A 24,761-nucleotide genomic window follows, 5' to 3' on the forward strand; every position below is an offset into this window, starting at 1 on the left:
ACCCGCACCTCCTCCCCTGAACGACCTGTCCTGCACGACGACGAAGGAGTCGATCTGTGACGACCACCACGGTCAAGACCCCGGCGGTCCCCGCCGACCGGAGCCCGGCTGCTGCAGCCGGCAGCCGCAGCGGCACCCGCACGGGCACCCGAATGCGCCCCGGTGCCCACAAGGAGAACCGGATCGGCTGGGGCTTCGCGGCCCCGTTCACGATCCTGTTCGCCCTGTTCCTCGTGTGGCCCCTCCTGCACGGCCTCTACCTCAGCTTCACGGGGCAGAGCCTCACGGGCCAGGGCGGCGAGCTGATCGGCTTCGCCAACTACGCCGAGGCCTTCGCCGACGGAGCCATGTGGCGCTCGATGCTGAACACGTTCTGGTTCACGATCCTCAGCACGATCCCGCTCGTCGCGGTCGCGCTCGTGCTCGCGCTGCTGGTCAACACCGGCCTGCCGGGCCAGTGGCTCTGGCGGCTCAGCTTCTTCCTGCCGTACCTGCTGGCGTCGACCGTGGTGTCGCTGTTCTGGGTCCAGCTCTACAGCCCGACGCTCGGCCCGATAAACAACGTGCTCGCCACCCTGGGGCTGCCGCAGCCCGCCTGGCTGCAGGACCCGGACACCGCCATGATCGCCGTCGTCGCCACGACGGTCTGGTGGACTGTCGGCTTCAACTTCCTGCTGTACCTCGCGGCGCTGCAGAACATCCCCGACCAGCAGTACGAGGCGGCCTCGCTCGACGGCGCCGGCCGGTGGCGCTCGCTCTGGTCGATCACGATCCCGCAGCTCGGCCCCACCACCGGCCTCATCGTCATCCTGCAGGTGCTCGCGTCGCTCAAGGTCTTCGACCAGATCTACCAGATGACCAACGGCGGGCCGGCGGGCACGACGCGCTCCACAGTCCAGTACATCTTCGAGTCGGGCTTCACCGGCTACCGGTTCGGCTACTCGAGCGCCATCTCGTACATCTTCTTCGCCGTGATCGTGGTCATCTCGATCGCCCAGTTCTCGATCACGGCCCGCAACCGCAAGGGAGCCCAGCGATGACCGCACCTGCCGTCGCCCCCGCCGCAGCGCCCGGCGGCGACCTCCGAGCACCCACCGCCGACCGCGGACGACGCCCGAGCCGAGGAGGCGGCAGCCACGGCCACGCACCCGGCAAGCAGCGCTTCGGCCTGATGGGCGTCGTCAGCATCGTGGTCCTCGTCGTGATGGCCGTGCTCTGGCTGCTGCCGTTCCTCTGGTCGCTGGCGACCTCGTTCAAGAGCGAGGCCGACGCGGCGGCGACGCCGCAGACCTGGCTGCCCGCGGGCGGCTTCACGCTGCAGGCCTACCGGGCGATCCTCGAGCAGGGGAACATCCCCACCTGGCTCTTCAACAGCCTGCTCACGTCGATCGCCATCACGCTGATCGTCGTGGCGACGTCGGCCCTGGTGGCGTACGCGTTCTCGCGGCTCGACTTCCGCGGCAAGAAGTGGCTCTACGTGGCGACCATCGCGTCGATCATCATCCCGCCGCAGGTGCTGATCGTGCCGCTGTTCTACCAGATGCTCGCCTTCGACATGGTCGACACGTACTGGGGCATCATCCTGCCGCAGGCCATCGCGCCCGCCATGGTGTTCGTGCTCAAGAAGTTCTTCGACCAGGTGCCGATCGAGCTCGAGGACGCGGCCCGCGTCGACGGCGCAGGACGCATCCGGGTGTTCTTCACGATCCTGCTGCCGCTCTCGCGGCCCATCCTCGGAGCGGTCTCGATCTTCGTGTTCATCGGCGCGTGGAACAACTTCCTCTGGCCCTTCATCGTCACGAACGACGCGTCGCTGCTCACGCTGCCCGTCGGCCTGCAGACCATCAAGAGCGCCTACGGCATCCAGTACGCGCAGAACATGGCCGCGGCGATCCTGGCGGCGCTCCCCCTGATCCTGGTGTTCCTGTTCTTCCAGCGACAGATCATCAAGGGCATCTCGACCACCGGCTTCGGGGGGCAGTAGCGACCAGCGCCTCCTCGCCCCCGGCCGGCGCCTCCTCGATCCGCACGCCGCGCCTCCTCGACCGAACCACCCCGACCGACCACCCGCCAGCACGCCGCTCCCCCTCTGACTAGGAGAACCATGACCACCGCCCGCATCACCGTCGACCGCGAGTTCACGATCGGCTCCGTGCCGCGCCGCCTGTTCGGCTCGTTCGTCGAGCACATGGGCCGGTGCGTGTACACCGGCATCTACGAGCCCGGCCACGAGACCGCCGACGAGAAGGGCTTCCGTCGCGACGTCCTCGCCCTCACGAAGGAGCTCGGCGCGACCGTCGTCCGCTACCCCGGCGGCAACTTCGTCTCCGGCTACAACTGGGAGGACGGCGTCGGCCCGGTCGACCAGCGCCCCCGCCGCCTCGACGGCGCCTGGCACACCGTCGAGTCGAACGCCTTCGGCCTGCACGAGTTCGTCGAGTGGTCGAAGCTGGCCGAGGTCGAGGTGATGGAGGCCGTCAACCTCGGCACCCGCGGCGTCGACGCGGCGCGCGAGCTCGTCGAGTACGCGAACCACCCCGGCGGCACGGCCCTCAGCGACCGCCGCATCGCCAACGGCGCGGCCGACCCGTTCGACATCAAGCTCTGGTGCCTCGGCAACGAGCTCGACGGCCCCTGGCAGATCGGCCACAAGACCGCGACCGAGTACGGCCGCCTCGCCCAGGAGGCCGCCAAGGCGATGAAGTTCGTCGACCCGACCATCGAGCTCGTCGCGGTCGGCAGCTCGGGCCGCGGCATGCCGACCTTCGGCACCTGGGAGCACGAGGTGCTCACCCACGCCTACGACGAGGTCGACTACGTCTCGATGCACGCCTACTACCAGGAGCACGACGGCGACGCGACGAGCTTCCTCGCCACGGCGGTCGACATGGACGCCTTCATCGAGGAGGTCGTCTCGACCATCGACGGCGTCAAGGCCGCGGGCAAGCACGACAAGCAGGTGCACATCTCGTTCGACGAGTGGAACGTCTGGTACCAGACGGGCCTCGACACCGACGACCAGCCGCACAACGTCTCGAAGGGCTGGGTCGAGCACCCGCGCCTGATCGAGGACACCTACAACGTCACCGACGCGGTCGTCGTCGGCACGTTCCTCAACTCGCTGCTGCGCCACGGCGACCGGGTCAAGATCGCCAACCAGGCACAGCTCGTCAACGTGATCGCCCCGATCCGCAGCGAGCAGGGCGGGCCCGCCTGGCGCCAGACGATCTTCTGGCCGTTCGCCCGCATGGCGGCGCTGGCCCAGGGCGAGATCCTGCGCACCCAGGTCACCAGCGACAAGATCGACACCACGAAGTACGGCGACGCCGACCTCGTCGACGTCAGCTCGACGTGGGACGAGGAGACCGGGCGCGTCGTGTTCTTCCTGGCGAACCGCGGACTCGAGGAGGCGGCGGACGTCGAGCTCGTCCTCCGCGGCTTCGCGGACGCCCGGGTCGTCCGCTCCGAGGTGCTGGCGGTGCCGGAGGGCGGCGACCGCTTCACCGCCAACACCGTCGAGGCGCAGGACGCGGTCGGCCTCGTGCCGCTCGACGGCGTCACGGTCGACGGCGGCAGCGTCCGCCTGAGCCTGCCTGCCCTGTCGTGGGCAGTCGTCGAGCTCGAGGTCGCGAAGGCCTGACCCGTGCCGCACGAGGGCCCGGGCGCACGTCGCGCCCGGGCCCTCGTGCGTACGGCAGCTACTTCTTGCGCCGCGGGAACAGCCGCGAGATCGAGTCCCGCACCGACTCCTCGATGGTGTCGCTGAACGAGTTCGAGAACGACAGCGAGTCGCCCGAGGCCGAGGCGGCCGTCATCGACGCGATGACGGCCTGGCCGTGGTGCGCGCGGGCCTCGCGTGTGCTGGGGAAGCCGAGGCCCTGGGCGGCGGCGAGGCTCTCCAGGAGGCCGACCCGCTCCTCCTCGGGGCGTCCGGTCGCGGCGGCGAGCTCTCGTGCCGCGTCGTCGTCGACGCCGTCGGCCACCCACTGGGCGGCTCGGCCGGGCAGCTCGCCGGCGGCGAGCATGCCGATGACGCGCTTGGCCTCGTCGTCGCGGATCTCGGCGCGGGCGACGGCGACGTCGCGGGGCGTGGTCTCGGGAGTCGGGGTCTCGTCAGGCACTCTCCACCTTAATCACACGACGCCGGGGGCGACCTCCCCCAGAGCGGGCCGTCAGCTGTAGAGCCGGACCGGCACCGCGTCCTCGGCAGCCGGCGTCGGCAGGGCGTCGAGCTCGTCGCCGACGCCGCTGACCGCGCGCTCGATCCGGCGCTTCTCGTCGACGCTCGACCGGATCAGCGGAAGGCCCCTGGCGATGGCGGCGCGGATGCGCTCCTGCAGCAGCGGAGCCGTCACCCGCCGGTCGGTGAAGTCGCTGGCGTGCGCGTAGACGCCGAGGGGCAGCGTCAGCGCCTGGAAGAAGCCGAACAGGGGCCGCAGCGAGTGCTCGAGGATCAGCGCGTGCCGCTCGCTCCCGCCCGTCGCGGCGAGCAGCACCGGCACGTCGACCAGCGCGTACTGCTCGACGAAGTCGAAGAAGTGCTTGAAGAGCCCCGTGAAGGAGGCGCGGTAGACCGGCGAGGCCGCGATCAACAGGTCGGCGCCCTCGACCGCACGGAGCTCGCGCTCCACCCGCTCGTCGAGCTGGTCGCGGGTCAGGGCGCCGGCGAAGAGCGGCCCGAGCTCGCTGACCCGGATCACGTGCCGCTCGATCGGCAGCACGAGGGCGAGCTCGTCGAGCACGGCGTCGACGAGCGCGTCGGTCTTGGAGGGAGAGCTCAGCGTGCCCGACACGGCGACGACACGGAGCGGCTGCGGAGGTGTCTGCGTCATGCAGGCCATGGTGCTCCGGAGGCGGCCCGTAACGAAGCCGTGTGACGCCGTGAGTCATGCGACAGTGGTCGCGTGAACCCGACCACGCACGCGCACGGCTTCGATCCGGCCAACCCCCTGACCCCCTTCGCCTCCTCGTTCGGCCAGGCGGCCGACGTCTACGAACGGGGCCGCCCCTCCTACCCGGCCGAGGCGGTCGAGTGGCTGCTGCCCCTCGGCGCCCGGCACGTCGTCGACCTCGGCGCGGGCACCGGCAAGCTGACCCGCGTGCTGCTGCCGCGGGTCGAGCAGGTGACCGCGGTCGAGCCGAGCGACGGCATGCGCGCGACGCTCGAGCAGGCCGTGCCCGAGGCCCGGTCGCTGGCCGGGTCGGCGGAGTCGATGCCGCTCGACGACTCGTCGGTCGACGCCGTCTTCGTGGCTCAGGCCTGGCACTGGGTCGACCCGCGGGCCGCCGTCCCCGAGGTCGCCCGCGTGCTGCGCCCCGGCGGCACGCTGGCCCTGCTGTGGAACATCCGCGACGAGACGGTCCCCTGGCTGGCGGAGCTGTCGCAGGTGATGCACTCGCCCGCCGAGCGCGACATGTCGTCCGACGCGCCCACCGTCGGCGAGCCGTTCGCGCCGATCGAGCGCCGGGACTTCCCGTGGGTGCACGAGCTCGGCCGGGACGAGCTGCTCGCCATGATCGCCTCTCGCAGCTACGTCATCACCCTCTCGGAGGACGACCGCGCCCAGGTGCTCCGCGACGTCGGCCAGCTGCTCGACACGCACCCCGACACCCGCCGCGCCGAGCTGATCCGTCTGCCGTACGTGACCCGCGCGAGCCGCGCGCTGCTGCCCGGCTGAGCCGCCGGCCGTACGGTGGGAGCATGCAGCAGGAGGCGCGACTCGTCACCGTCGACCGGGTCTGGTCGGGCAGGTGGCACGGCCCGAGCGTCGTGCGCGTCTCGCCGACCGCGATCCACCTCGTCGGGGCGGTCGACACCGGCCACGGCGAGCACGCGGAGCTGCCGCACCTCCCCGGCACCCTGTTCTCGCCCTTCACCGACTCTCACGTGCACCTCGGCCTCGTCGACGCGGAACAGCTCGTGCGCGGCGGCGTCGGCCGCGTCCTCGACCTCGGCTGGAGCCCCGACGTCGCCGCGCTCTGGCCCGAGCGCGGCAGGGTCGACCCTCGCTGGCCTGAGGTGCAGGTCGCGGGCGGCCTCCTCTGCCCTCCCGGCGGCTACCCGTCGCGGGCGGGCTGGGCACCCGACGACGCGTCCGTCGTCGTGGCCGACGCCGCCGACGCCGAGCGGGCCGTCGTGCGGATGCGCGACCTCGGCGCCTCCGTCGTCAAGCTGACGCTGAACAGCGACGTGGGGCCCGTCTTCGACGACGACGTCCTGCGCGCGATCGCGGCCGCGGCCGACCGGGTCGGGCTGCTGACCGTCGCCCACGTGCAGGGCGCCGGACAGGTGCGCCGCGCGCTCGACGCCGGCCTGCTCCGGTTCGCGCACACCCCGTTCAGCGAGCGGCTGCCCGACGACCTGCTCGACCGAGCGGCCGACGGCACGTGGATCAGCACGCTCGACATCCACCGCACCGAGGGCGAGCCTCGAGGAGGCGCGGCGCAGGAGGTGGCGATCGCCAACCTCCGAGGGTTCCGCGACCGGGGCGGCCACGTGCTCTACGGCACCGACCTCGGCAACGGCGACCTGCCGGTCGGGGTGAACGAGCGCGAGCTTCGGGCGCTGCAGCGCGTCGGCCTCGGCCAAGAAGCGCTGCTCGCCGCCCTCGGCAGCGACGACTCGCTCGACGCGGGGCAGGACGGCGCACACTGGACACCGCGCGCGTCGTGGGTGCCGCAGCCGCCGCCCGACGACGAGCGCGACGATCCTGCGTGGCTGGCCCGCGCCTCCGTCCTCACCGCCTCGACCCTGCAGGAGCTGCTCTCGTGACCACCGCCTCCGACTCGCCCGCCTCGGCCACCGCCACCACCGCCTCCTTCGTGCCGGCCGCGCCGCCGGTCGACCCGGCCGAGCTCGACGACCCGCTCGCCAGCGCCCACCGCGACGCGGCCGACCCGCTCGCGCACCACACGGCGCTCTTCCTGCCCGCCGGCGACGTGGTCGCGTACCTCGACGGCAACTCGCTCGGCCGGCCGATGGCCGCGACGCCCGCCCGGCTCGACGCGTTCGTGCGCGGCGACTGGGGCACGCGCCTCATCCGCTCGTGGGACGAGCGCTGGATGCAGCTCCCCACCGAGCTCGGCGACCGGATCGGCGCGGCTGCGCTCGGCGCCGCCCCCGGGCAGACGGTCGTGGCCGACTCGACGACGGTGCTGCTCTACAAGGCGATCCGCGCCTCCTTGGCGGCCCGTCCCGACCGCCACGAGATCGTCATCGACGACGACCAGTTCCCGACCGACCGCTTCGTCGTCGAGGGCATCGCCCGGGAGCGCGGCGCGACCGTGCGCTGGCTGTCCGTCGACGAGACGCGCGGGGTGACGCCCGAGCAGGTCCGAGAGGTCGTCGGGCCCGACACCGCGGTCGTGCTGGTCAACCACGTCTCGTACCGGTCGGGGTTCCTCGCCGACCTGCCCGCGATCACCGAGATCGTGCACCAGGCGGGCGCGCTGCTCGTCGCCGACCTCTGCCACTCCGTCGGCGTCGTGCCGACCGAGCTCGACGCCTGGGGCGTCGACATCGCGGTCGGCTGCACCTACAAGTACCTGAACGGCGGGCCGGGGGCGCCGGCGTTCCTCTACGCCCGTGCCGACCTGCTGCCCGAGCTCGAGCAGCCGGTGCAGGGCTGGATGGGCGCGGCCGACGTGTTCGCGATGGCCGAGGGCTACGTGCCCGACGCGGGCATCCGCAAGTTCATCAGCGGCACCCCGCCCGTCGTCGGCATGCTCGCGATGCAGGACATGCTCGACGCGATCGAGGAGGCGGGCCTCCCGGCGATCCGCGAGAAGTCGCTCGCGCTCACCGACTACGCGTTCGACCTCGTGGACGCGTGGCTCGCGCCGCTCGGCGTCACGACGGCGACGCCGCGCGAGCACGAGAGCCGGGGCAGCCACGTGACGGTGCGGCACCCGCGGTTCCGCGAGGTCGTCGCGACGCTCTGGCAGGAGGGGGTGGTGCCGGACTTCCGCGGCCCCGACGCCCTGCGCATCGGCCTCTCGCCGCTCAGCACCACCTTCGACGAGGTGCGCGTCGGGGTGGCTGCGATCCGCGAGGCGCTGCAGCAGGGCTGACCCGCGCCGGGCTCAGCCTGCAGGCGCCGGCCCGGCGCTCTCGCGCACCACGAGCCGCGTCGGCACGATGCGGTCGCCCGACGGCTGCCGCCCCTCGAGCAACTCGAGCAGCACGCGCATCGAGCGGGCGCCGATCTCGCCGAAGTCCTGGTGGACGGTGGTGAGCGGCGGCCAGAACGAGCCCGACTCGTCGGTGTCGTCGAAGCCGACCACGCTGATCTCGCCCGGGATCGACCGGCCGCGCTCGTGCAGCGCGTGCATGACGCCGAGCGCCATCTGGTCGTTCGCGGCGACGACCGCGGTCACGTCGTCGCGGCTGGCGATCGCGTGGCCGAGCCGGTGGCCGGAGGCGGTCGTCCAGTCCCCCTTGAGCGGCGCCTCCGGCTCGAGGCCCGCGTCGCGCATCGTCGCGTGCCACGACGCCGACCGCCGGGTCGCCGAGTACGACGTGTCCGGACCGGCCACGTGCACGATGCGCGTGTGCCCGAGGTCGATCAGGTGCTGGGTCGCGAGGCGGGTGCCCTGCTCCTGGTCGGTGTCGACCACGACGAAGGGCTCGCCGGCGTCCGAGTCGATGATGACGACGGGCAGCCCGCTCGGGATGATCACGTCGGCGCGGTCGAGCATGTGCGCCTCGATGATGATCACCACGCCGTCGACCGCCTCTTCCTGCAGGCGGCTGAAGGCCCCGGCCACCTCGCCCTCGGTGGGCTGGGCGACGGGCATCAGCGTGATCGTGTACCCGGCGCCGGAGGCGGCGGTCACGATCGCGTCGAGGGTGCGCATGTTCCCGAGGGTCGACAGCGTGAACATGATCACGCCGACGCTGCGGAACCGACCCGTCTTGAGCGCCCGCGCCGCGCTGTTCGGCCGGTAGTCGAGCGCGGCCATCGCGTCGAGCACCTTCTGCCGCGTGCCGTCCTCGACGTTCTGCGCGCCGTTCGAGACGCGGGAGACGGTCTGCGACGAGACCCCGGCGCGTGCGGCGACGTCGGCCATCGACACCGTGCGGGTGCGAGCAGCGCGTCGAGGTGCCGACTTGATTTCGGACGGCGGAGGTGTCATGGTTGCGAGCATCCCAGATGTTTACGTAAACACACACCCTCCCGGGCAGCGTGTTCACGGCTCCTCACCCCGATGAAGTGGATGGACATGACGACGTTGTCGACACCCGCGACCCGCTCGGAGGCGACCGCACCGGCGCCCCGCAGCAGCTCGCAGATCCGTCGCGACAAGCGACGATGGACCGGCTGGGGCTTCGTGCTCCCGTTCCTCGTCGTCTTCGCGCTCGTGCTCGTGGCCCCGGTGGTCTACGCGATCTACCTGAGCCTGTTCCAGGAGCAGATGATCGGCGGCAACTCGTTCGTCGGCGCCGACAACTACCTGCGGGCCCTCACCGACCCGAACTTCTGGGACGCGCTCGGCCGCGTCGCGCTGTTCCTCGTCGTCCAGGTGCCGATCATGCTGGTCGTCGCCCTGGCCGCCGCCCTCGCGCTCGACTCGGCCCGGCTGCACTTCACGGCGTTCTTCCGCATCTCGATCTTCCTGCCCTACGCCGTGCCCGCGGTCGTCGCCGCCCTGATGTGGGGCTTCATCTACGGCAACCGCTTCGGCCTCGTCGGCAACCTCGAGGACGCCACCGGCTGGGACCTCCCCGACCTGCTCTCGCAGAGCTGGGTGCTCGCGTCGATCGGCAACATCGTCACGTGGGAGTTCGTCGGCTACAACATGCTGCTGTTCTACGCCGCCCTCCGAGTCATCTCGCCCGACCTCTACGAGGCCGCCGAGCTCGACGGCGCCGGCCCGTTCCGCATCGTCCGCAACATCAAGCTGCCCGCCATCCGCGGCGCGATCGTCATCGGGATCATCTTCTCGATCATCGGCAGCTTCCAGCTCTTCAACGAGCCGAACATCCTGCAGACGCTGGCGCCGAACGCGATCAGCACCTTCTTCACCCCGAACATGTACGCCTACAACCTGTCGTTCGCGGGCCAGCAGTTCAACTACTCCGCCGCCATCGCAATCATCATGGGCGTCCTGACGATGGTCGTCGCCTACGTGGTCCAGCTCGTCGGCACCCGGAAGGACAACTGATGTCGACCCTCACCGGATCCCCGGTCGCCGCGCCCGACGCGGGCACCCCCACCGTCACCCCGAACCGTGTCGCGACCGCCCGCAAGCGCCGCGCCGGCGCCCCGCGCGACAAGCGCAGCGTGCTGCTCACCGTCGTGATGGCCCTGCTGCTCGTCTACTCGGTGCTGCCGCTCTTCTGGCTGCTGGTGAACTCGACCAAGACGCAGGAGGCGCTGTTCAGCTCGTTCGGGCTCTGGTTCAGCGGCGACTTCGCCCTCGTCGACAACATCAGGGGCGTCTTCACCTACGGCGACGGCGAGTTCGTCCGCTGGCTCGGCAACACCCTGCTCTACGTGGTGGTGGGCGCAGGAGGCGCGACCCTGCTGGCCACGCTGGCCGGCTACGGCCTGGCCAAGTTCGACTTCCCGGGCAAGAAGGCCGTCTTCGCGGTCGTGCTGGGCGCGGTCGCCATCCCGGGCACCGCCCTCGCCGTCCCGACCTTCCTCATGTTCAGCCAGCTGGGCCTGACCAACACCCCGTGGGCGATCATCCTGCCGTCGCTGATCAGCCCCTTCGGGCTCTACCTGATCTGGACCTACGCCGTCGACTCGGTGCCGACCGAGATCCTCGAGGCCGCGCGCATGGACGGCTCGAGCGAGCTCCGCACGTTCTTCACCATCAGCCTCCGCCTCCTCAGCCCCGGTCTCATCACCGTGCTGCTCTTCTCGATCGTCGCGACCTGGAACAACTACTTCCTGCCGCTGATCATGCTGAGCGACTCGCGCTGGTACCCCCTGACGGTCGGCCTGAACCAGTGGAACGCGCAGTCGACGACCGTCGGCGGCGACCCGATCTACAACCTCGTCATCACGGGCTCGTTCCTCGCGATCATCCCGATCGTCGTGGCGTTCCTCTTCCTCCAGCGCTACTGGCAGTCCGGCCTCTCGGCCGGCGGCGTCAAGGCCTGACCCGCGTCGGCGCTGCCGACCCGCCCCTCCTCGTCCCCTCCCGCAGCACCACAGCCCCTCCCCCATGTTCCACCTCCACGATGAAGTGAAAGGCACCACCCATGTCCCGTAACCTCCCCCGCACCGCGAAGCGCGTCGTCGCCCTCGGTCTCGGCATCGCCCTCGCCGGCTCGCTCGCCGCCTGCTCGTCCGGCTCCGGAGGCGGCGCCAGCGCCGACACCGCGACCAGCGACGAGCTCGCCGCGGCCCTCGAGGAGAAGTCCTCGATCACGGTGTGGGCCTGGGCCCCCGCCGTCGAGCCCATCGCCGAGGCCTTCGAGAAGGCGCACCCCGACATCACCGTCGACGTGCAGAACGTCGGCACCGGTGCCGACCAGTACACAAAGCTGCAGAACGCGATCAAGGCCGGCAAGGGCGCCCCCGACGTCGCCCAGGTCGAGTACTTCGCCGTCCCCCAGTTCTCGCTCGGCGACTCGCTCGCCGACCTCAGCGGCTACGGCTACGGCGACCTCGAGGACGACTTCACCGCGTCGACCTGGAACTCCGTCACCGACGGCGACGCCGTCTACGCCCTGCCCCAGGACTCCGGCCCCATGGCGATGTTCTACCGCCAGGACGTCTTCGACAAGTACGGCATCGCCGTGCCGAAGACCTGGGACGAGTACCTCGCCGCGGCAGAGACGATGCACTCCGCCGACCCGAACCAGTACATCGCGGGCGACACCGGCGACGCCGGCTTCACGACCAGCATGATCTGGCAGGCCGGCGGGCACCCCTACTCGGTCGACGGCGACACCGTGTCGATCGACCTGCAGGACGAGGGCGCCAAGAAGTGGACCTCGACCTGGAACACCCTCGTCGAGAACGGCTCGCTCGCGCAGACCCCCGGCTGGACCGACGAGTGGTTCCGTGCCCTCGGCGACGGCTCGATCGCCACGATGCTGACCGGCGCCTGGATGCCCGGCAACCTCGAGGCGCAGGCCGCCGACGGCTCCGGCCAGTGGCGCGTCGCCCCGATGCCCCAGTACGAGGAGGGCGACACCGCGACCGCCGAGAACGGCGGATCGTCGATCGCCGTGATGGAGCAGTCGCAGAACAAGCTCGTCGCCGCCGAGTTCGCCAAGTTCGCCACCGCCGAGGAGGAGGGGCGCCAGATCTCGTTCGACGCCGGCGGCTTCCCGTCCACCACGGCCGACCTCACCGACCCCGCGTTCCTCGCCGAGGCCCCCGAGTACTTCGGCGGCCAGAAGATCAACGAGGTGCTCGGCCAGGCCGCGCAGGACGTGCTGCCCGACTGGCAGTACCTGCCCTTCCAGGTCTACGCGAACAGCATCTTCAGCGACAGCGCGTCGTCGGCCTACACCAACGGCACCTCGCTCGACCCGGTGCTCGAGGAGTGGGCGAAGGCCACCGCCTCGTACGGTGAGCAGCAGGGCTTCACGGTCGAGACCAAGTAGTCCCGGCACCCCGCACCACACGCACGCACGACCAGCACCACACGCATCACCAGCAGCACCGCAGCACCGCCTGACCACCGCAGCGGGGAGGCGCGACCGACGTCGCGCCTCCCCGTCGCCACGTCTCCCGCCCCCGCGCCCCACCGGAGGAACACCATCAGCAGCAGCACCGCCCCCACGAGCACGCGCTTCGTGATCGGCCCCGACCACTTCGAGCTCGACGGCGCCCCGCACCGGGTCGTCGCCGGAGCCCTCCACTACTTCCGGGTGCACCCCGACCAGTGGGCCGACCGCATCCACAAGGCCCGGCTGATGGGCCTCAACACCATCGAGACGTACGTCGCCTGGAACGCGCACTCCCCCCGCCGCGGCGACTTCGACACGAGCGCCGGGCTCGACCTCGGGCGGTTCCTCGACCTCGTGGCCGCCGAGGGGATGCACGCGATCGTGCGCCCCGGCCCCTACATCTGCGCCGAGTGGGACGGCGGCGGACTGCCCGGCTGGCTCTTCGACGACCCGGCCGTCGGAGTCCGCCGAAGCGAGCCGCTCTACCTCGCCGCGGTAGACGAGTTCCTCGAGCGCGTCTACGAGATCGTCGTGCCCCGGCAGATCGACCACGGCGGGCCGGTCGTGCTCGTCCAGATCGAGAACGAGTACGGCGCGTACGGGGACGACTCCGGGTACCTGCGGCACCTCGTCGACCTGACCCGCGCCTCCGGCGTGGTCGTGCCCCTGACGACGGTCGACCAGCCGACCGACGAGATGCTCGCGTCGGGCAGCCTGCCCGAGCTGCACAAGACCGGGAGCTTCGGGTCACGCGCGGAGGAGCGGCTCGCGACCCTGCGCCGGCACCAGCCGACCGGGCCCCTGATGTGCTCGGAGTTCTGGGACGGCTGGTTCGACCACTGGGGCGAGCACCACCACACGACACCGGTCGAGGAGGCGGCGCGCGAGCTGGACGCACTGCTGACGGCGGGCGCGTCGGTCAACATCTACATGTTCCACGGCGGCACGAACTTCGGCTTCACGAACGGCGCCAACCACAAGGGCACGTACCAGTCGCACGTGACCTCGTACGACTACGACGCTCCCCTCGACGAGGCCGGCTGGCCGACGGACAAGTTCTTCGCGTTCCGCGACGTCATCGCCCGACACGCGCCGGTGCCCGACGAGGTGCCGGCGCGGCGGTCGCCGTCCCCCGTGCTGACGACGACGTTCGACCGGAGCGTGCGCCTGGGCGACGTGGTCGGGGACGACCGCGCCGACGGTGCCTGGACGGGAAGCGACGACGTGCCCACGATGGACGCGCTCGGCAGCTACCGCGGCTTCGCCCTGCACCGCGTCGACCTGCCCGCCAGCGACGAGCCTCGCGTGCTGTCGTTCGCCGGGGTGCGCGACCGCGCCGTCGTCTCGGTCGACGGCCGTCGCGTCGGCGTCCTCCAGCGCGACCAGCACGAGCGCGCGATCACGGTGCCGCCCGGCCGCGTGCTGGAGGTGCTGGTCGAGGACCAGGGACGCGTCAACTACGGCGTCCGCATCGGCGAGGCGAAGGGCCTGATCGGGCCGGCGCTGCTCGACGGCGCCCCGCTGACCGGCTGGCGGAGCACGCCGCTCGACCTGGCGGCGGTCGTCGCGACCCTCTCCGGGGACGCGACCGGCGCCTCCTCAGAGTCGAGATCGGACACTGTCGTCAGGACACTCGACGGCCCCGTGTTCGCGCACGCGACGGTGACGCTCGACGAGCCCGCCGACCTGTTCCTCGACACGCGGTCGTGGGGCAAGGGAGTCGCGTTCGTCAACGGCTTCGCGCTCGGCCGGTACTGGACGCGCGGACCGCAGCACACCCTCTACGTGCCCGGCGAGCAGCTGCGTGCCGGCGACAACGACCTCGTCGTGTTCGAGACGGGCGCCGCGGCCGCACCGGTCGTGTCGTTCGTGGCCGACCCCGACCTCGGGCACACCGAGCAGTAGCCGTCGCTCGCGGGCCCTCCCCGCCGGGTCGTCGGCCAGGAACGCCGAGTTGCCCCGAACTGCTGCCTCCCGTCGTGCGAGGCAGCAGTTCGGGGCAACTCGCGCTCGCGTCAGCGTCAGCGTCAGCGACGACGGGCGGCGCCCGGGCGACGGAACTGGCCCGTGGCGACGAGCACCGCGACGAGCAGCACGGGCACGATCCACCCCGACCAGCCGAGGATCGTCCCCTGCACGAGGTCGATCCTCTCGCCCGCCGCGGCGAACAACAGGTACGAGCCGGCGGCGGCGTTGAACGCGCCGTGGGCCAGCGCAGCGGGCCAGACGCTCGCAGAGCGCAGCCGCAGCCACGAGAAGACCGCGCCGACGACGACGCACATGCCGGTCATCATCAGCACGGCGAGCCAGCCCGGGGTCTCGACGCCGTAGTTGTAGCCGAGCAGGATCAGAGGCGTGTGCCAGAGTCCCCAGACGGCTCCGCTGACCAGCACGGCGGGCGCAGTGCCGAGGGGCAGGAGGCGCGGCAGCAGGAAGCCCCGCCAGCCGAGCTCCTCCCCCAGCGCGGGCACGGTGTTGACGAACGCGCCGATCGGGATCGAGACGAGCTGCAGCGCGACGAGCAGGGCGATCGGCGGCAACGGACCGGGGTCGCCGAGGCCGGCGGCCGCCTGGGACACCTGCTGCTCGGTGAGCTCGCGGAAGGCCGAGAACCCGGTGACGTCGGCGGGGTAGAAGCCGAGCGCGGCGCCGATCGGCAGGGCGACGAGCACGAGCGCGACGGGCACGACGAGCGCGAGGCCGAGGTAGGCCGACAGTCGGCCCACGGGGCGCAGCGGCCACAGCCCGAGCGACCGCGGGATCGACGCCGGGCGGTCGACGAACCGGCTGACGACGAGGGCCCCGATCGCCGGTGTCGCCATCATCGCGACCGCGCAGAGGCCGAGCAGCGGGCTGGCGAGGCCGTCGCCGAGCCAGAGCGGCAGGCAGACCAGCCAGGCGAGTCCGAACGAGATCAGCACGAACGCGGCGATCGGCCACCACGAGACCCGCGGTTCGACGACGATCGAGCCGGTGGAGGCGTCGGCCGAGTCGGCAGACAGGTAGCGGTCACCGGCGACATGCGCCGCGACCGGTTGCCACTCGGCGGTCGTCGACTCGTCGAGGTCGCACGCGTCGGCGGCGAGGTCGTCGACCTGCTCACCCCCGGGCGCCGTCCAGCCGTTCGCGGGCCGCGGGGAGGAGGGGTTCGTCGTCATCGGTGCTCCGTCGGTCAGCTCGGGCCTCGTGGCAGGGTCGCCTCCATGGTCGCGTCTGCGGCGGAGCCGCACCTCCCCCGACCAGCCGACCCGTGCCTCCTCCGCTCGGCCGCCTCCTACAGCGTGGGCATCCGACAAAGAAAGAGCGGTGCTGGTTTGCACCAGCACCGCTCTTCTGTGACCGACCCGACCCTACGGTCGGGGCGCACTTACTTCTTCTTGCCAGACCGCGCCTGTGACAGGGCGCTTGCTGCCACGGACTTGGCCCGCTCACCGGAGCGGCCATCCCGCAGGATGCCGCTCGCTTGCTTGGCGACGGACGGGCTCGTCTGCTTCTTGTTGGTCATTCCAACTCCTCAGTTCGTTGCGTGGTGATCGAGACAGACCCCGTTGAGTGCTGAACGAGATCTGCCTCGAGAAGGGTCGCTAGTGCGACTTCTTCGGCTGGATACGGATCGTCTGGCGAACCGTGATGCGGATACGGCGCGTGGCCATGTCTGCATTCCTCCCCAAGCTCCGCTGACTCACACCCGGCGGCAGATTGCAAGATTGCAATCTGGCAACGCCACTCTTACGCTGAGGAAGTTCCGACCAAAGAACATCCACCGCAAGGTGGGAGCCTTGTCCCGCAGAAATCTTCTGCGGTGGCGAGGCTTTCTTGTTTTCCGTCACCGGCTTTGACTGCGGCGCAGTCAGGTCCAGTTCCGGATATTCACTATTGAGTTTTGTCGGCTGGCTGACGGGCTAGAAGTCCCAGTCCTCGTCTTCGGTGTTCTCGGCCTTGCCGATGACGTACGACGAGCCCGACCCCGAGAAGAAGTCGTGGTTCTCGTCGGCGTTGGGCGAGAGCGCCGACAGGATCGCCGGGTTCACGTCGGTCGTCTCCTTGGGGAACATCGGCTCGTAGCCGAGGTTCATCAACGCCTTGTTGGCGTTGTAGTGCAGGAACTTCTTGACGTCCTCGGTCAGGCCGACGGTGTCGTACAGATCCTGTGTGTACTGGATCTCGTTCTCGTAGAGCTCGAACAGCAGGTTGAACGTGTAGTCCTTGATCTCCTGCTTGCGCTCCTCGGAGGCGCCCTCGAGGCCCTTCTGGAACTTGTAGCCGATGTAGTACCCGTGCACGGCCTCGTCGCGGATGATGAGGCGGACCAGGTCGGCCGTGTTGGTGAGCTTCGCCCGCGACGACCAGTACATCGGCAGGTAGAAGCCGCTGTAGAACAGGAACGACTCGAGCAGGGTCGAGGCGACCTTGCGCTTCAGCGGGTCGTCGCCCGTGTAGTAGTCGAGGACGATCTGGGCCTTCTTCTGCAGGTTCGGGTTCTCGACCGACCAGCGGAAGGCGTCGTCGATCTCGGGCGTCGACGCGAGGGTCGAGAAGATCGACGAGTAGCTCTTGGCGTGCACCGACTCCATGAACGCGATGTTCGTGTAGACGGCCTCCTCGTGCGGGGTGATCGCGTCGGGGATGAGGCTGATCGCGCCGACGGTGCCCTGGATCGTGTCGAGCAGCGTCAGGCCCGTGAACACGCGCATGGTGAGCTGCTGCTCCTCGGGCGTGAGCGTGTTCCACGACTGCACGTCGTTCGACAGCGGGATCTTCTCGGGCAGCCAGAAGTTGTTGACGAGGCGGTTCCAGACCTCGACGTCCTTGTCGTCCTGGATGCGGTTCCAGTTGATCGCGCTGACCGACTTGATCAGCGGGATCGCCCTGCCGGTGGCGTGCACCGGGTCGCCGGCGACGCTGTTGATCTTGTCGGTGATGGTCATGTCGTCTCTTCCGTCGGGTGATGCCGTGGATCTCAGTTCAGGAGGCGGGGGCCGGTCGTCGAGACCGGCCCCCGCCGGTGGCCGCGAGGCCTAGAGCATGCAGTGCGCCGCAGGGGCGGCGGCCGTGAATCGCAGGAGCGGCGATGCACTGACTAGCACTACAACATGCACGAGACGCAGCCGTCGACCTCGGTGCCCTCGAGTGCCAGCTGGCGCAGACGGATGTAGTAGATCGTCTTGATGCCCTTGCGCCATGCGTAGATCTGGGCCTTGTTGATGTCGCGGGTCGTCGCGGTGTCCTTGAAGAACAGGGTCAGCGAGAGGCCCTGGTCGACGTGCTGCGTGGCCGCGGCGTAGGTGTCGATGATCTTCTCGGGGCCGATCTCGTACGCGTCGGTGTAGTACTCCAGGTTGTCGTTCGTCATGAACGGCGCCGGGTAGTAGACACGGCCGAGCTTGCCCTCCTTGCGGATCTCGATCTTCGACGCGATCGGGTGGATCGACGACGTCGAGTGGTTGATGTACGAGATCGAGCCGGTCGGCGGCACCGCCTGCAGGTTCTGGTTGTACAGGCCGTGCTGCATGACGCTGGCCTTGAGCTGACGCCAGTCGTCCTGCGTGGGGATCGCGACGCCCGACGCGGCGAAGAGGCCGGCCGCGCGCTCGGTGGCGGGCACCCACGCCTGCTCGGTGTACTTGTCGAAGAACTCGCCGGAGGCGTACTTCGAGTCCTCGAAGCCGCCGAAGGTCACGCCGCGCTCGATGGCGATGGTGTTCGAGGCACGCAGGGCGTGGAACAGCACCGTGTAGAAGTAGATGTTCGTGAAGTCGATCGCTTCTTCGCTGCCGTAGTGCACGCGCTCACGAGCGAGGTAGCCGTGCAGGTTCATCTGGCCGAGGCCGATGGCGTGCGACTGGTCGTTGCCGACCTCGATCGAGCGGACCGACTGGATGTGGCTCATGTCGCTGACCGCGCTGAGGCCGCGGATCGCGGTCTCGACGGTCTTGCCGAAGTCGGGGGCGTCCATCGAGAGCGCGATGTTCATCGAGCCCAGGTTGCACGAGATGTCCTTGCCGATCTCGTTGTACGACAGGTCTTCGTTGAACGTGGTCGGGGTGTTGACCTGCAGGATCTCCGAGCACAGGTTCGACATGTTGATGCGGCCCTTGATCGGGTTCGCCTTGTTGACCGTGTCCTCGAAGACGATGTAGGGGTAGCCCGACTCGAACTGGATCTCGGCGATCGTCTGGAAGAAGTCGCGCGCCTTGATCTTGGTCTTCTTGATGCGGCCGTCGGCCACCATCTCGCGGTACTTCTCGCTGACCGGCACGTCGCCGAAGGGGATGCCGTAGACCTTCTCGACGTCGTACGGCGAGAAGAGGTACATGTCCTCGTTGTTCTTGGCGAGCTCGAACGTGATGTCGGGCACGACGACGCCGAGGGACAGCGTCTTGATGCGGATCTTCTCGTCGGCGTTCTCGCGCTTGGTGTCGAGGAACCGCATGATGTCGGGGTGGTGCGCGCTCAGGTACACGGCGCCGGCACCCTGGCGGGCACCCAGCTGGTTCGCGTAGCTGAAGCTGTCTTCCAGCAGCTTCATGACGGGGATGATGCCCGACGACTGGTTCTCGATCTGCTTGATCGGTGCGCCGGCCTCGCGGATGTTCGAGAGCGAGAGGGCGACGCCGCCGCCGCGCTTCGACAGCTGCAGCGACGAGTTGATGCCGCGCGAGATCGACTCCATGTTGTCCTCGATGCGCAGCAGGAAGCAGCTGACGAGCTCGCCTCGCTGGGCCTTCGCGGTGTTGAGGAACGTGGGGGTGGCTGGCTGGAAGCGGCCGCCGATGATCTCCTCGACGAGGTCGATCGCGAGCTGCTCGTCGCCCTGGGCCAGGCCGAGGGCGGTCATGACGACCCGGTCCTCGAAGCGCTCGAGGTAGCGCTTGCCGTCGAACGTCTTGAGCGTGTACGAGGTGTAGTACTTGAACGCGCCGAGGAAGGTCTGGAAGCGGAACTTCTTCGAGTACGCGAGGTCGTTCAGGCGCTCGATGAAGGCGAAGTCGTACTGCTCGATGGTCGCGAGCTCGTAGTACTCGTTCTCGACGAGGTAGTCGAGGCGCTCACGCAGGTTGTGGAAGAAGACCGTGTTCTGGTTGACGTGCTGCAGGAAGTACTGCTTCGCCGCCTCGCGGTCCTTGTCGAACTGGATCTCGCCCGACGGTCCGTACAGGTTGAGCATCGCGTTGAGCGAGTGGTAGTCCATGCCCATGCCCTGCCCGGGTGCTGCGATCACTTCGAGATCGTCGACTGCTGCGTCCAAAATTCTTCCAATCCGTTCTGTACTGCTGAGACGTCGTCCGGGGTGCCGAAGACCTCGAACCTGTAGAGCAGGGGCACGTCGCACTTGGCGGCGACGATGTCGCCGGCCAGGCAGTACCCCTCTCCGAAGTTGGTGTTGCCCGCCGCGACCACGCCTCGGATGAGGCTGCGGTTGCCCTCGTCGTTGAGGAACCGGATGACCTGCTTCGGGACGGCGCCTCTGCCCTCGCCGCCGCCGTAGGTCGGCAGCACGAGGACGAAGGGGTCACGGGCGTGGAGCGGGGCGTCGGAGGGGAAGAGCGGGATCCGCTCGGCCGGCACCCCGAGCTTCTCGACGAAACGGTGCGTGTTCCCCGAGACGCTCGAGAAGTAGATGAGATGGGTCACGGTGACGACCGCCTCCTCTGCTCGTGGTGCTGTGCCTCCGGCGACGGGAGCGGGCCGCGGCCCGGCCCCGTCACGAGGAGGCGCGGGTCAGGAGACGCGGGCCGCGAGGCCGGCGATCTTGTCGGGACGGAAGCCGCTCCAGTGGTCGTCGTCGGCGATGACGACGGGCGCCTGCAGGTAGCCGAGCGCCTTGACGGTCTCGAGCGCGGCGTCGTCGGCGGTGACGTCGAGGACTTCGTACTCGATGCCCTTGTTGTCGAGGGCGCGGTAGGTGGCCGTGCACTGGACGCAGGACGGCTTGGTGTAGACGGTGATGGCCATGGTGATCCCCTGTGGTTGCTCTGGTGTGGTCGTGCTGGTGGCGAGGTTGCGGTGGTCTCTGGTGGCCTGGACACGGTGTGCCCTGGCCGACCACTCGATACTACATCTAGTGGCCGACACTGGCGCCTGCAACTAGATGCGGTGTTACAGGCGTGTAGTTCCGAGACGGGAGTTCTCCACAGGAGTTCCCCCAAGTTCTGCACAGATCTGGCGGAGTTGCCCCCAGGATCAGGCGGTTGTGCACATGTTCGTCCCCACCTCCGACATCGGCGCGGGGTCGTCCCCACTTCGGGGCCACGGCGTGTCGCGGCGTGTCGGGAGGGGACTGCCGGAGTCCCCCGCGCCTCCGTAGACTCGACCTCTCGTGAGCACCTATTCCTCCCTCCTGAAGACCCCCGGCGTCGGGCGCATCATCGCGGCCCAGCTGACCGCGCGGTTCCCCTTCGGGATGCTCTCGCTCGCGTTCCTGCTGCACGTCGAGCACGTGCACCACTCCTACGCGGCAGCCGGGCTCGTGCTCGCCGCGACGAGCATCGGCCAGGCGATCTCCGGGCCGCTCACCAGCCGCTGGATGGGCCGGTGGGGCATGCGCCCGGTGCTGCTGCTGACGCTCAGCGTCTGCCTCGTGACGATGCTCGCCTTCACCGCGTACGACTTCTCGGTGCCCGCCTTCATGGCGCTCGGCTTCGTGACGGGGCTCAGCGTGCCGCCCGTGCAGCCCGCCGTCCGCACCATCTACCCCAAGATGGTCAACTCGTCGCAGCTGACCCCCCTGTTCTCGCTCGACGCCTCCGCCCAGGAGATCATCTGGGTCGCCGGCCCGGTCATCACCACGTTCGTCGGCACGCAGGTCGGCACCCGCGAGGCGATCTGGCTGGCCGCGCTGTTCCTCGTCGGGGGCGGCATCTGGTTCATCGCCTCGCCCGAGGTCGGCCGGGTGCGCATCCCGCGCAGCAAGCGCTCGTTCGGCAAGGTGCTCGCGCGGCCCACCGTCCTCCTCGCCACCGTCGCCGGCTTCCTCCTGATCGGCGCGTGCGCCGCCGTCGAGGCCGGCGTCGTGGCGCTGTTCGGCGAGGGCAGCGCCGACTCCGGCATCGCCCTGGCCGTCTTCGCTGCAGGGTCGCTCGTCGGCGGCCTCGCCCTCGGGCACGTGCCGGTCGGCCCCTGGGCGCTCGGCCGCCGCCTGGCGATCGTCTTCGTCGGCATGGTGCTCGCGATCTTCGCCACCGGGCTCCTGCCGATCAGCGGTGCCCTGCTCGTCGCCGGCGTCGGCATCGCGCCCGCCCTCGCCGTGATGTTCGCCATCGTCTCGTCGAGCGTGAAGTTCAGCGACACGGCCGAGGCCTACGGCTGGGCGGGCACCGGCCAGCTGATCGGCTCGGCCCTCGGCTCCGCGATCGCCGGCTTCTGGATCGACCGCATCGGCGGCCAGGGCGGCCTCGTCGTCGCCGCGGCCTTCGCCTTCGTCGGGGTCGTCGTGGGGCTCGTGTTCCATCGTGCCCTGCCCGACCTCCGCGGCCGCGACGCGAGCCCGCTGCCCGACACCGAGCCGGTCCCCGTCCAGGCGAGCTGACCCGCGCGTCCCGGCCCGCGCCTCCTTCTCGTCGCCCGGCCCGCGCCTCCTTCTGGTCCCCGGCCTGCGCCTCCTCGGCCCGGTCGTGACCGCGGATGGGAGGATCGGGACATGTCCGACATCACCGTCCCGTCCGTCGCGCTCTCCGACGGAGCCCGCATCCCCCAGCTCGGCCTCGGCGTGTACAAGGTCGCCGACGACGAGGCACGCACCGTCGTCGCCACCGCGCTCGAGCTCGGGTACCGCCACGTCGACACGGCGTCGTTCTACGGCAACGAGGTCGGCGTGGGGCAGGCGCTGCGTGCTTCAGACGTGCCGCGGGACGAGGTCTTCGTCACGACCAAGGTGTGGAACACCGAGCAGGGCTTCGACGAGACGCTGCGCGCGTTCGACGCGAGCCTCGAGCGGCTCGGCACCGACCACGTCGAGCTCTACCTGATCCACTGGCCCGCCCCCACACAGGACAAGTACGTCGAGACCTGGCGGGCCCTGGAGCGCATCGCCGAGGAGGGGCGGGCACGGTCGATCGGCGTCAGCAACTTCCAGGTGCACCACCTCGAGCGCCTGCTCGGCGAGACGAGCGTCGTGCCGGTCATCGACCAGGTCGAGGCGCACCCGTGGCTGCAGCAGCACGAGCTGCGCGACTTCTGCGCCGCCCGCGGCATCGCCGTCGAGGCCTGGTCGCCGCTGGCCCGAGGTCGCGTGCTCGACGATGCGTTGATCGGCCGGATCGCGGCGAAGCACGGCGTCGAGCCCGCGCAGGCGGTGATCCGATGGCACCTGCAGCAGGGGCTCGTGGTGATCCCCAAGACCGTGAACGCACGGCGGCTGGCGTCGAACCTCGACGTGTTCGGCTTCGAGCTCGACGAGGACGACCTCGCCGCGATCGCCGCCCTCGACAGCGGCGAGCGCTCCGGCTCGCACCCCGACCAGGTCGGCTGACCCCTCCCCCCTCCCCCCTCCCCCCTCCCTCCCTCCCTCCCTCCCTCCCTCCCTCGAGTCGGCGGGTTCCCGTCATGTGCGGCGGGTCCCTGTCACCTCCGGCGGGCTCCCGTCACGTGCGGCGGGTTCCCGTGCCCGCCGGCGGGCCGTCTCTGACCCGCCGCGGGCGACGAGAACCCGCCGACATCGAGCGGCAGCACGAGGAGGCGCGGGTCGAGGGGCGCGCCCCGCTCGCGTACCGTGGTGGGCGCACATCTCGAGCAAGGAGCACCCATGACGATCGTCGCCGCCGCTGACGGATCCGCCCTCGGCAACCCAGGGCCCGCCGGCTGGGCCTGGTACGTCGACGACGACCGCTGGGCCGCGGGCGGCTGGCCCCGCGCGACGAACAACCAGGGCGAGCTCACCGCGGTGCTCGAGCTGCTGCGCGCCACAGCCGACGCCGGCGAGCCGGTGCACATCCTCTGCGACAGCCAGTACACGATCAAGGCCTGCACCGAGTGGATGCCCGGCTGGAAGCGCAAGGGCTGGCGCAAGGCCGACGGAAAGCCCGTGCTGAACGTCGAGATCCTCAAGGAGCTCGACGACGCGCTCGCGGGGCGGAAGGTCACCTTCGAGTGGGTCAGGGGCCACGTCGGACACGAGATGAACGAGGCGGCCGACGTCCGCGCCCGAGGTGCCGCCACCGCGTTCCAGAACCGCACCGACGTGCCCGCCGGCCCCGGCTGGCCCGGCGCCCCCGTCGCGACGACGTCGCCGGTCGCGGCGCCGCCCGAGCCGCCCGCCACCCTCTTCTAGGCCGCCCGCACGGCACTGCACAAGGGCAGCGCAGCCCAGTGCAGCAGCGCGCTACATCGAGGGGTGCGTGCTGGACAGCCCGCCGTCGACGACGAACTGCGCGCCGGTCGAGAACGCGGAGTCGTCCGAGGCGAGGTGCAGGGCGAGCCCGGCCACCTCCTCCGGCATGGCCAGGCGACCTCGGGGGCTCATCGTGCGGAACGCGTCGAGCAGGGCGGGTTGCGCCTCGACCTGGCGGCGGAACAGCGCCGTGTCGGTCGGGCCGGGGTGCAGGGAGTTGATGCGGATGTCCCAGCCCTCCTGGGCGGCGTGGGCTGCGCTCGAGCGGGTGAGGCCCACGAGGGCGTGCTTGCTCGCGGTGTAGGCAGCGTCGTCGCCGAAGCCGAGGAAAGACGTGGCCGGCGCGAGGTTGATGATCGAGCCGCCCGAGCGCTCGGGGTTGGCGCGCATCTGCTCGATCGCGAAGCGCGTGCCGAGCATGACGCCCGTGACGTTGACCGCGAAGACCCTGTTCCAGCTCTCGAGCTGGGTCACGTCGATCGACTGGCCCGAGACGATGCCCGCGTTGTTGACCAGCACGTCGAGGTGCCCGTAGTGGTCGGCCACCCTGTCCATCACGCGCTTCCAGTCGCCGCCGTTGGCGACGTCGTGCTGGATGAACTCGGCACCCGCCTCGGCCGCGACGGCCGAGCCGTCGAGGATGTCGGTCGCGACGACCTGCGCGCCCTCGTCGGCGAACCGGCGGACGATGGCCTCGCCGATGCCCGAGGCAGCTCCCGTGACGATCGCGACTTTTCCGGACAGGCGAGACATGGGTCCTCCTCGGGGAGCTCGGCGACGGGTCGCCGGGGGCGGTGC

General features: G+C 70.2%; 23 protein-coding genes. 13 read left to right on the plus strand and 10 right to left on the minus strand.

The genetic code is table 11. The features are described from left to right. Positions 1–56: 56 nt before the first annotated feature. The 3 genes from JOE35_RS13105 (at position 57) to JOE35_RS13115 (ending at position 3,640) form a co-directional block, all read left to right on the plus strand. Positions 57–1,040, plus strand: coding sequence for a carbohydrate ABC transporter permease (locus JOE35_RS13105; protein WP_374099708.1), 984 nt, complete (start codon positions 57–59; stop codon positions 1,038–1,040). Then, a complete protein-coding gene (locus JOE35_RS13110; protein WP_245186114.1) occupies positions 1,037–1,984 on the plus strand; it encodes a carbohydrate ABC transporter permease in 948 nt (315 codons plus the stop codon). Before JOE35_RS13105 ends, JOE35_RS13110 begins: the two co-directional genes overlap by 4 nt. A gap of 120 nt (positions 1,985–2,104) precedes the next feature. Further along, positions 2,105–3,640 (plus strand): alpha-N-arabinofuranosidase, encoded by a 1,536-nt coding sequence (locus JOE35_RS13115; RefSeq protein WP_209561433.1) that lies wholly within the window; start codon positions 2,105–2,107, stop codon positions 3,638–3,640. Positions 3,641–3,698: 58 nt separating this feature from the next. Here JOE35_RS13115 and JOE35_RS13120 read toward each other — a convergent pair whose 3' ends face one another. Both JOE35_RS13120 and msuE read right to left on the minus strand, forming a co-directional pair. Next, positions 3,699–4,121 (minus strand): hypothetical protein, encoded by a 423-nt coding sequence (locus JOE35_RS13120; RefSeq protein WP_209561434.1) that lies wholly within the window; start codon positions 4,119–4,121, stop codon positions 3,699–3,701. A gap of 51 nt (positions 4,122–4,172) precedes the next feature. Beyond that, positions 4,173–4,832, minus strand: a complete 660-nt coding sequence (gene msuE / locus JOE35_RS13125; protein ID WP_209561435.1) for an FMN reductase — start codon at positions 4,830–4,832, stop codon at positions 4,173–4,175. Positions 4,833–4,904: 72 nt separating this feature from the next. Between msuE and JOE35_RS13130 the strand changes: the two genes are divergently transcribed. From JOE35_RS13130 to JOE35_RS13140, 3 genes are read left to right on the plus strand one after another with little or no spacing between them, the layout of a single operon-like run. Further along, positions 4,905–5,678, plus strand: a complete 774-nt coding sequence (locus tag JOE35_RS13130; RefSeq protein WP_307803084.1) for a class I SAM-dependent methyltransferase — start codon at positions 4,905–4,907, stop codon at positions 5,676–5,678. 23 nt (positions 5,679–5,701) lie between these two features. Continuing rightward, positions 5,702–6,772: a hypothetical protein gene (locus tag JOE35_RS13135; protein WP_209561436.1), complete on the plus strand. Its 1,071-nt coding sequence runs from the start codon at positions 5,702–5,704 to the stop codon at positions 6,770–6,772. A 50-nt stretch (positions 6,773–6,822) separates the two neighbouring features. Then, entirely contained in the window at positions 6,823–8,070 is a 1,248-nt protein-coding gene (locus JOE35_RS13140; RefSeq protein WP_209562074.1) for an aminotransferase class V-fold PLP-dependent enzyme, read from the plus strand. A gap of 12 nt (positions 8,071–8,082) precedes the next feature. On the opposite strand, the gene JOE35_RS13145 is transcribed toward JOE35_RS13140, so the two are convergent. Then, entirely contained in the window at positions 8,083–9,135 is a 1,053-nt protein-coding gene (locus JOE35_RS13145; RefSeq protein ID WP_209561437.1) for a LacI family DNA-binding transcriptional regulator, read from the minus strand. Positions 9,136–9,222: 87 nt separating this feature from the next. Between JOE35_RS13145 and JOE35_RS13150 the strand changes: the two genes are divergently transcribed. The 4 genes from JOE35_RS13150 (at position 9,223) to JOE35_RS13165 (ending at position 14,539) form a co-directional block, all read left to right on the plus strand. Beyond that, on the plus strand, positions 9,223–10,164 hold the full coding sequence (locus JOE35_RS13150) for a carbohydrate ABC transporter permease (RefSeq protein ID WP_209561438.1): 942 nt from the start codon (positions 9,223–9,225) through the stop codon (positions 10,162–10,164). Continuing rightward, positions 10,164–11,111, plus strand: a complete 948-nt coding sequence (locus tag JOE35_RS13155) for a carbohydrate ABC transporter permease (RefSeq protein WP_209561439.1) — start codon at positions 10,164–10,166, stop codon at positions 11,109–11,111. The genes JOE35_RS13150 and JOE35_RS13155 overlap by 1 nt, the downstream gene beginning before the upstream one ends. A 101-nt stretch (positions 11,112–11,212) precedes the next feature. After that, the gene (locus tag JOE35_RS13160; protein WP_209561440.1) at positions 11,213–12,568 is read left to right on the plus strand and encodes a sugar ABC transporter substrate-binding protein; all 1,356 of its coding nucleotides are present in this window, start codon (positions 11,213–11,215) and stop codon (positions 12,566–12,568) included. Between the two features lie 192 nt (positions 12,569–12,760). Further along, positions 12,761–14,539 (plus strand): beta-galactosidase, encoded by a 1,779-nt coding sequence (locus JOE35_RS13165; RefSeq protein ID WP_307803085.1) that lies wholly within the window; start codon positions 12,761–12,763, stop codon positions 14,537–14,539. Positions 14,540–14,661: 122 nt separating this feature from the next. On the opposite strand, the gene JOE35_RS13170 is transcribed toward JOE35_RS13165, so the two are convergent. The 6 genes from JOE35_RS13170 to nrdH form a co-directional block, all read right to left on the minus strand. Then, a complete protein-coding gene (locus JOE35_RS13170; RefSeq protein ID WP_209561441.1) occupies positions 14,662–15,792 on the minus strand; it encodes a CPBP family intramembrane glutamic endopeptidase in 1,131 nt (376 codons plus the stop codon). Between the two features lie 209 nt (positions 15,793–16,001). Further along, on the minus strand, positions 16,002–16,139 hold the full coding sequence (locus tag JOE35_RS13175; RefSeq protein ID WP_209561442.1) for a hypothetical protein: 138 nt from the start codon (positions 16,137–16,139) through the stop codon (positions 16,002–16,004). 397 nt (positions 16,140–16,536) lie between these two features. Further along, positions 16,537–17,562 carry a class 1b ribonucleoside-diphosphate reductase subunit beta gene (gene nrdF / locus JOE35_RS13180; RefSeq protein WP_245186116.1) on the minus strand — a complete coding sequence of 342 codons (1,026 nt, stop codon included), beginning with the start codon at positions 17,560–17,562 and terminating at the stop codon, positions 16,537–16,539. A 158-nt stretch (positions 17,563–17,720) separates the two neighbouring features. Next, positions 17,721–19,832, minus strand: coding sequence for a class 1b ribonucleoside-diphosphate reductase subunit alpha (gene nrdE / locus JOE35_RS13185; RefSeq protein ID WP_209562076.1), 2,112 nt, complete (start codon positions 19,830–19,832; stop codon positions 17,721–17,723). A 20-nt stretch (positions 19,833–19,852) separates the two neighbouring features. Beyond that, positions 19,853–20,269, minus strand: a complete 417-nt coding sequence (gene nrdI, locus JOE35_RS13190; RefSeq protein WP_209561443.1) for a class Ib ribonucleoside-diphosphate reductase assembly flavoprotein NrdI — start codon at positions 20,267–20,269, stop codon at positions 19,853–19,855. 87 nt (positions 20,270–20,356) lie between these two features. Continuing rightward, positions 20,357–20,590 carry a glutaredoxin-like protein NrdH gene (nrdH, locus tag JOE35_RS13195; RefSeq protein ID WP_123547992.1) on the minus strand — a complete coding sequence of 78 codons (234 nt, stop codon included), beginning with the start codon at positions 20,588–20,590 and terminating at the stop codon, positions 20,357–20,359. Between the two features lie 364 nt (positions 20,591–20,954). Between nrdH and JOE35_RS13200 the strand changes: the two genes are divergently transcribed. From JOE35_RS13200 to JOE35_RS13210, 3 genes are all read left to right on the plus strand, one after another. Further along, a complete protein-coding gene (locus JOE35_RS13200; RefSeq protein ID WP_146903824.1) occupies positions 20,955–22,163 on the plus strand; it encodes an MFS transporter in 1,209 nt (402 codons plus the stop codon). A 111-nt stretch (positions 22,164–22,274) separates the two neighbouring features. Further along, entirely contained in the window at positions 22,275–23,105 is an 831-nt protein-coding gene (locus JOE35_RS13205) for an aldo/keto reductase (protein WP_209561444.1), read from the plus strand. Between the two features lie 273 nt (positions 23,106–23,378). Further along, the gene (locus JOE35_RS13210) at positions 23,379–23,903 is read left to right on the plus strand and encodes a ribonuclease H (RefSeq protein ID WP_209561445.1); all 525 of its coding nucleotides are present in this window, start codon (positions 23,379–23,381) and stop codon (positions 23,901–23,903) included. Between the two features lie 51 nt (positions 23,904–23,954). Here JOE35_RS13210 and JOE35_RS13215 read toward each other — a convergent pair whose 3' ends face one another. Beyond that, positions 23,955–24,716: an SDR family oxidoreductase gene (locus tag JOE35_RS13215; RefSeq protein WP_123547988.1), complete on the minus strand. Its 762-nt coding sequence runs from the start codon at positions 24,714–24,716 to the stop codon at positions 23,955–23,957. Positions 24,717–24,761: the final 45 nt, after the last annotated feature.

The sequence above is a fragment of the Frigoribacterium sp. PvP032 genome (genome assembly GCF_017833035.1).
Classification (GTDB): domain Bacteria; phylum Actinomycetota; class Actinomycetes; order Actinomycetales; family Microbacteriaceae; genus Frigoribacterium.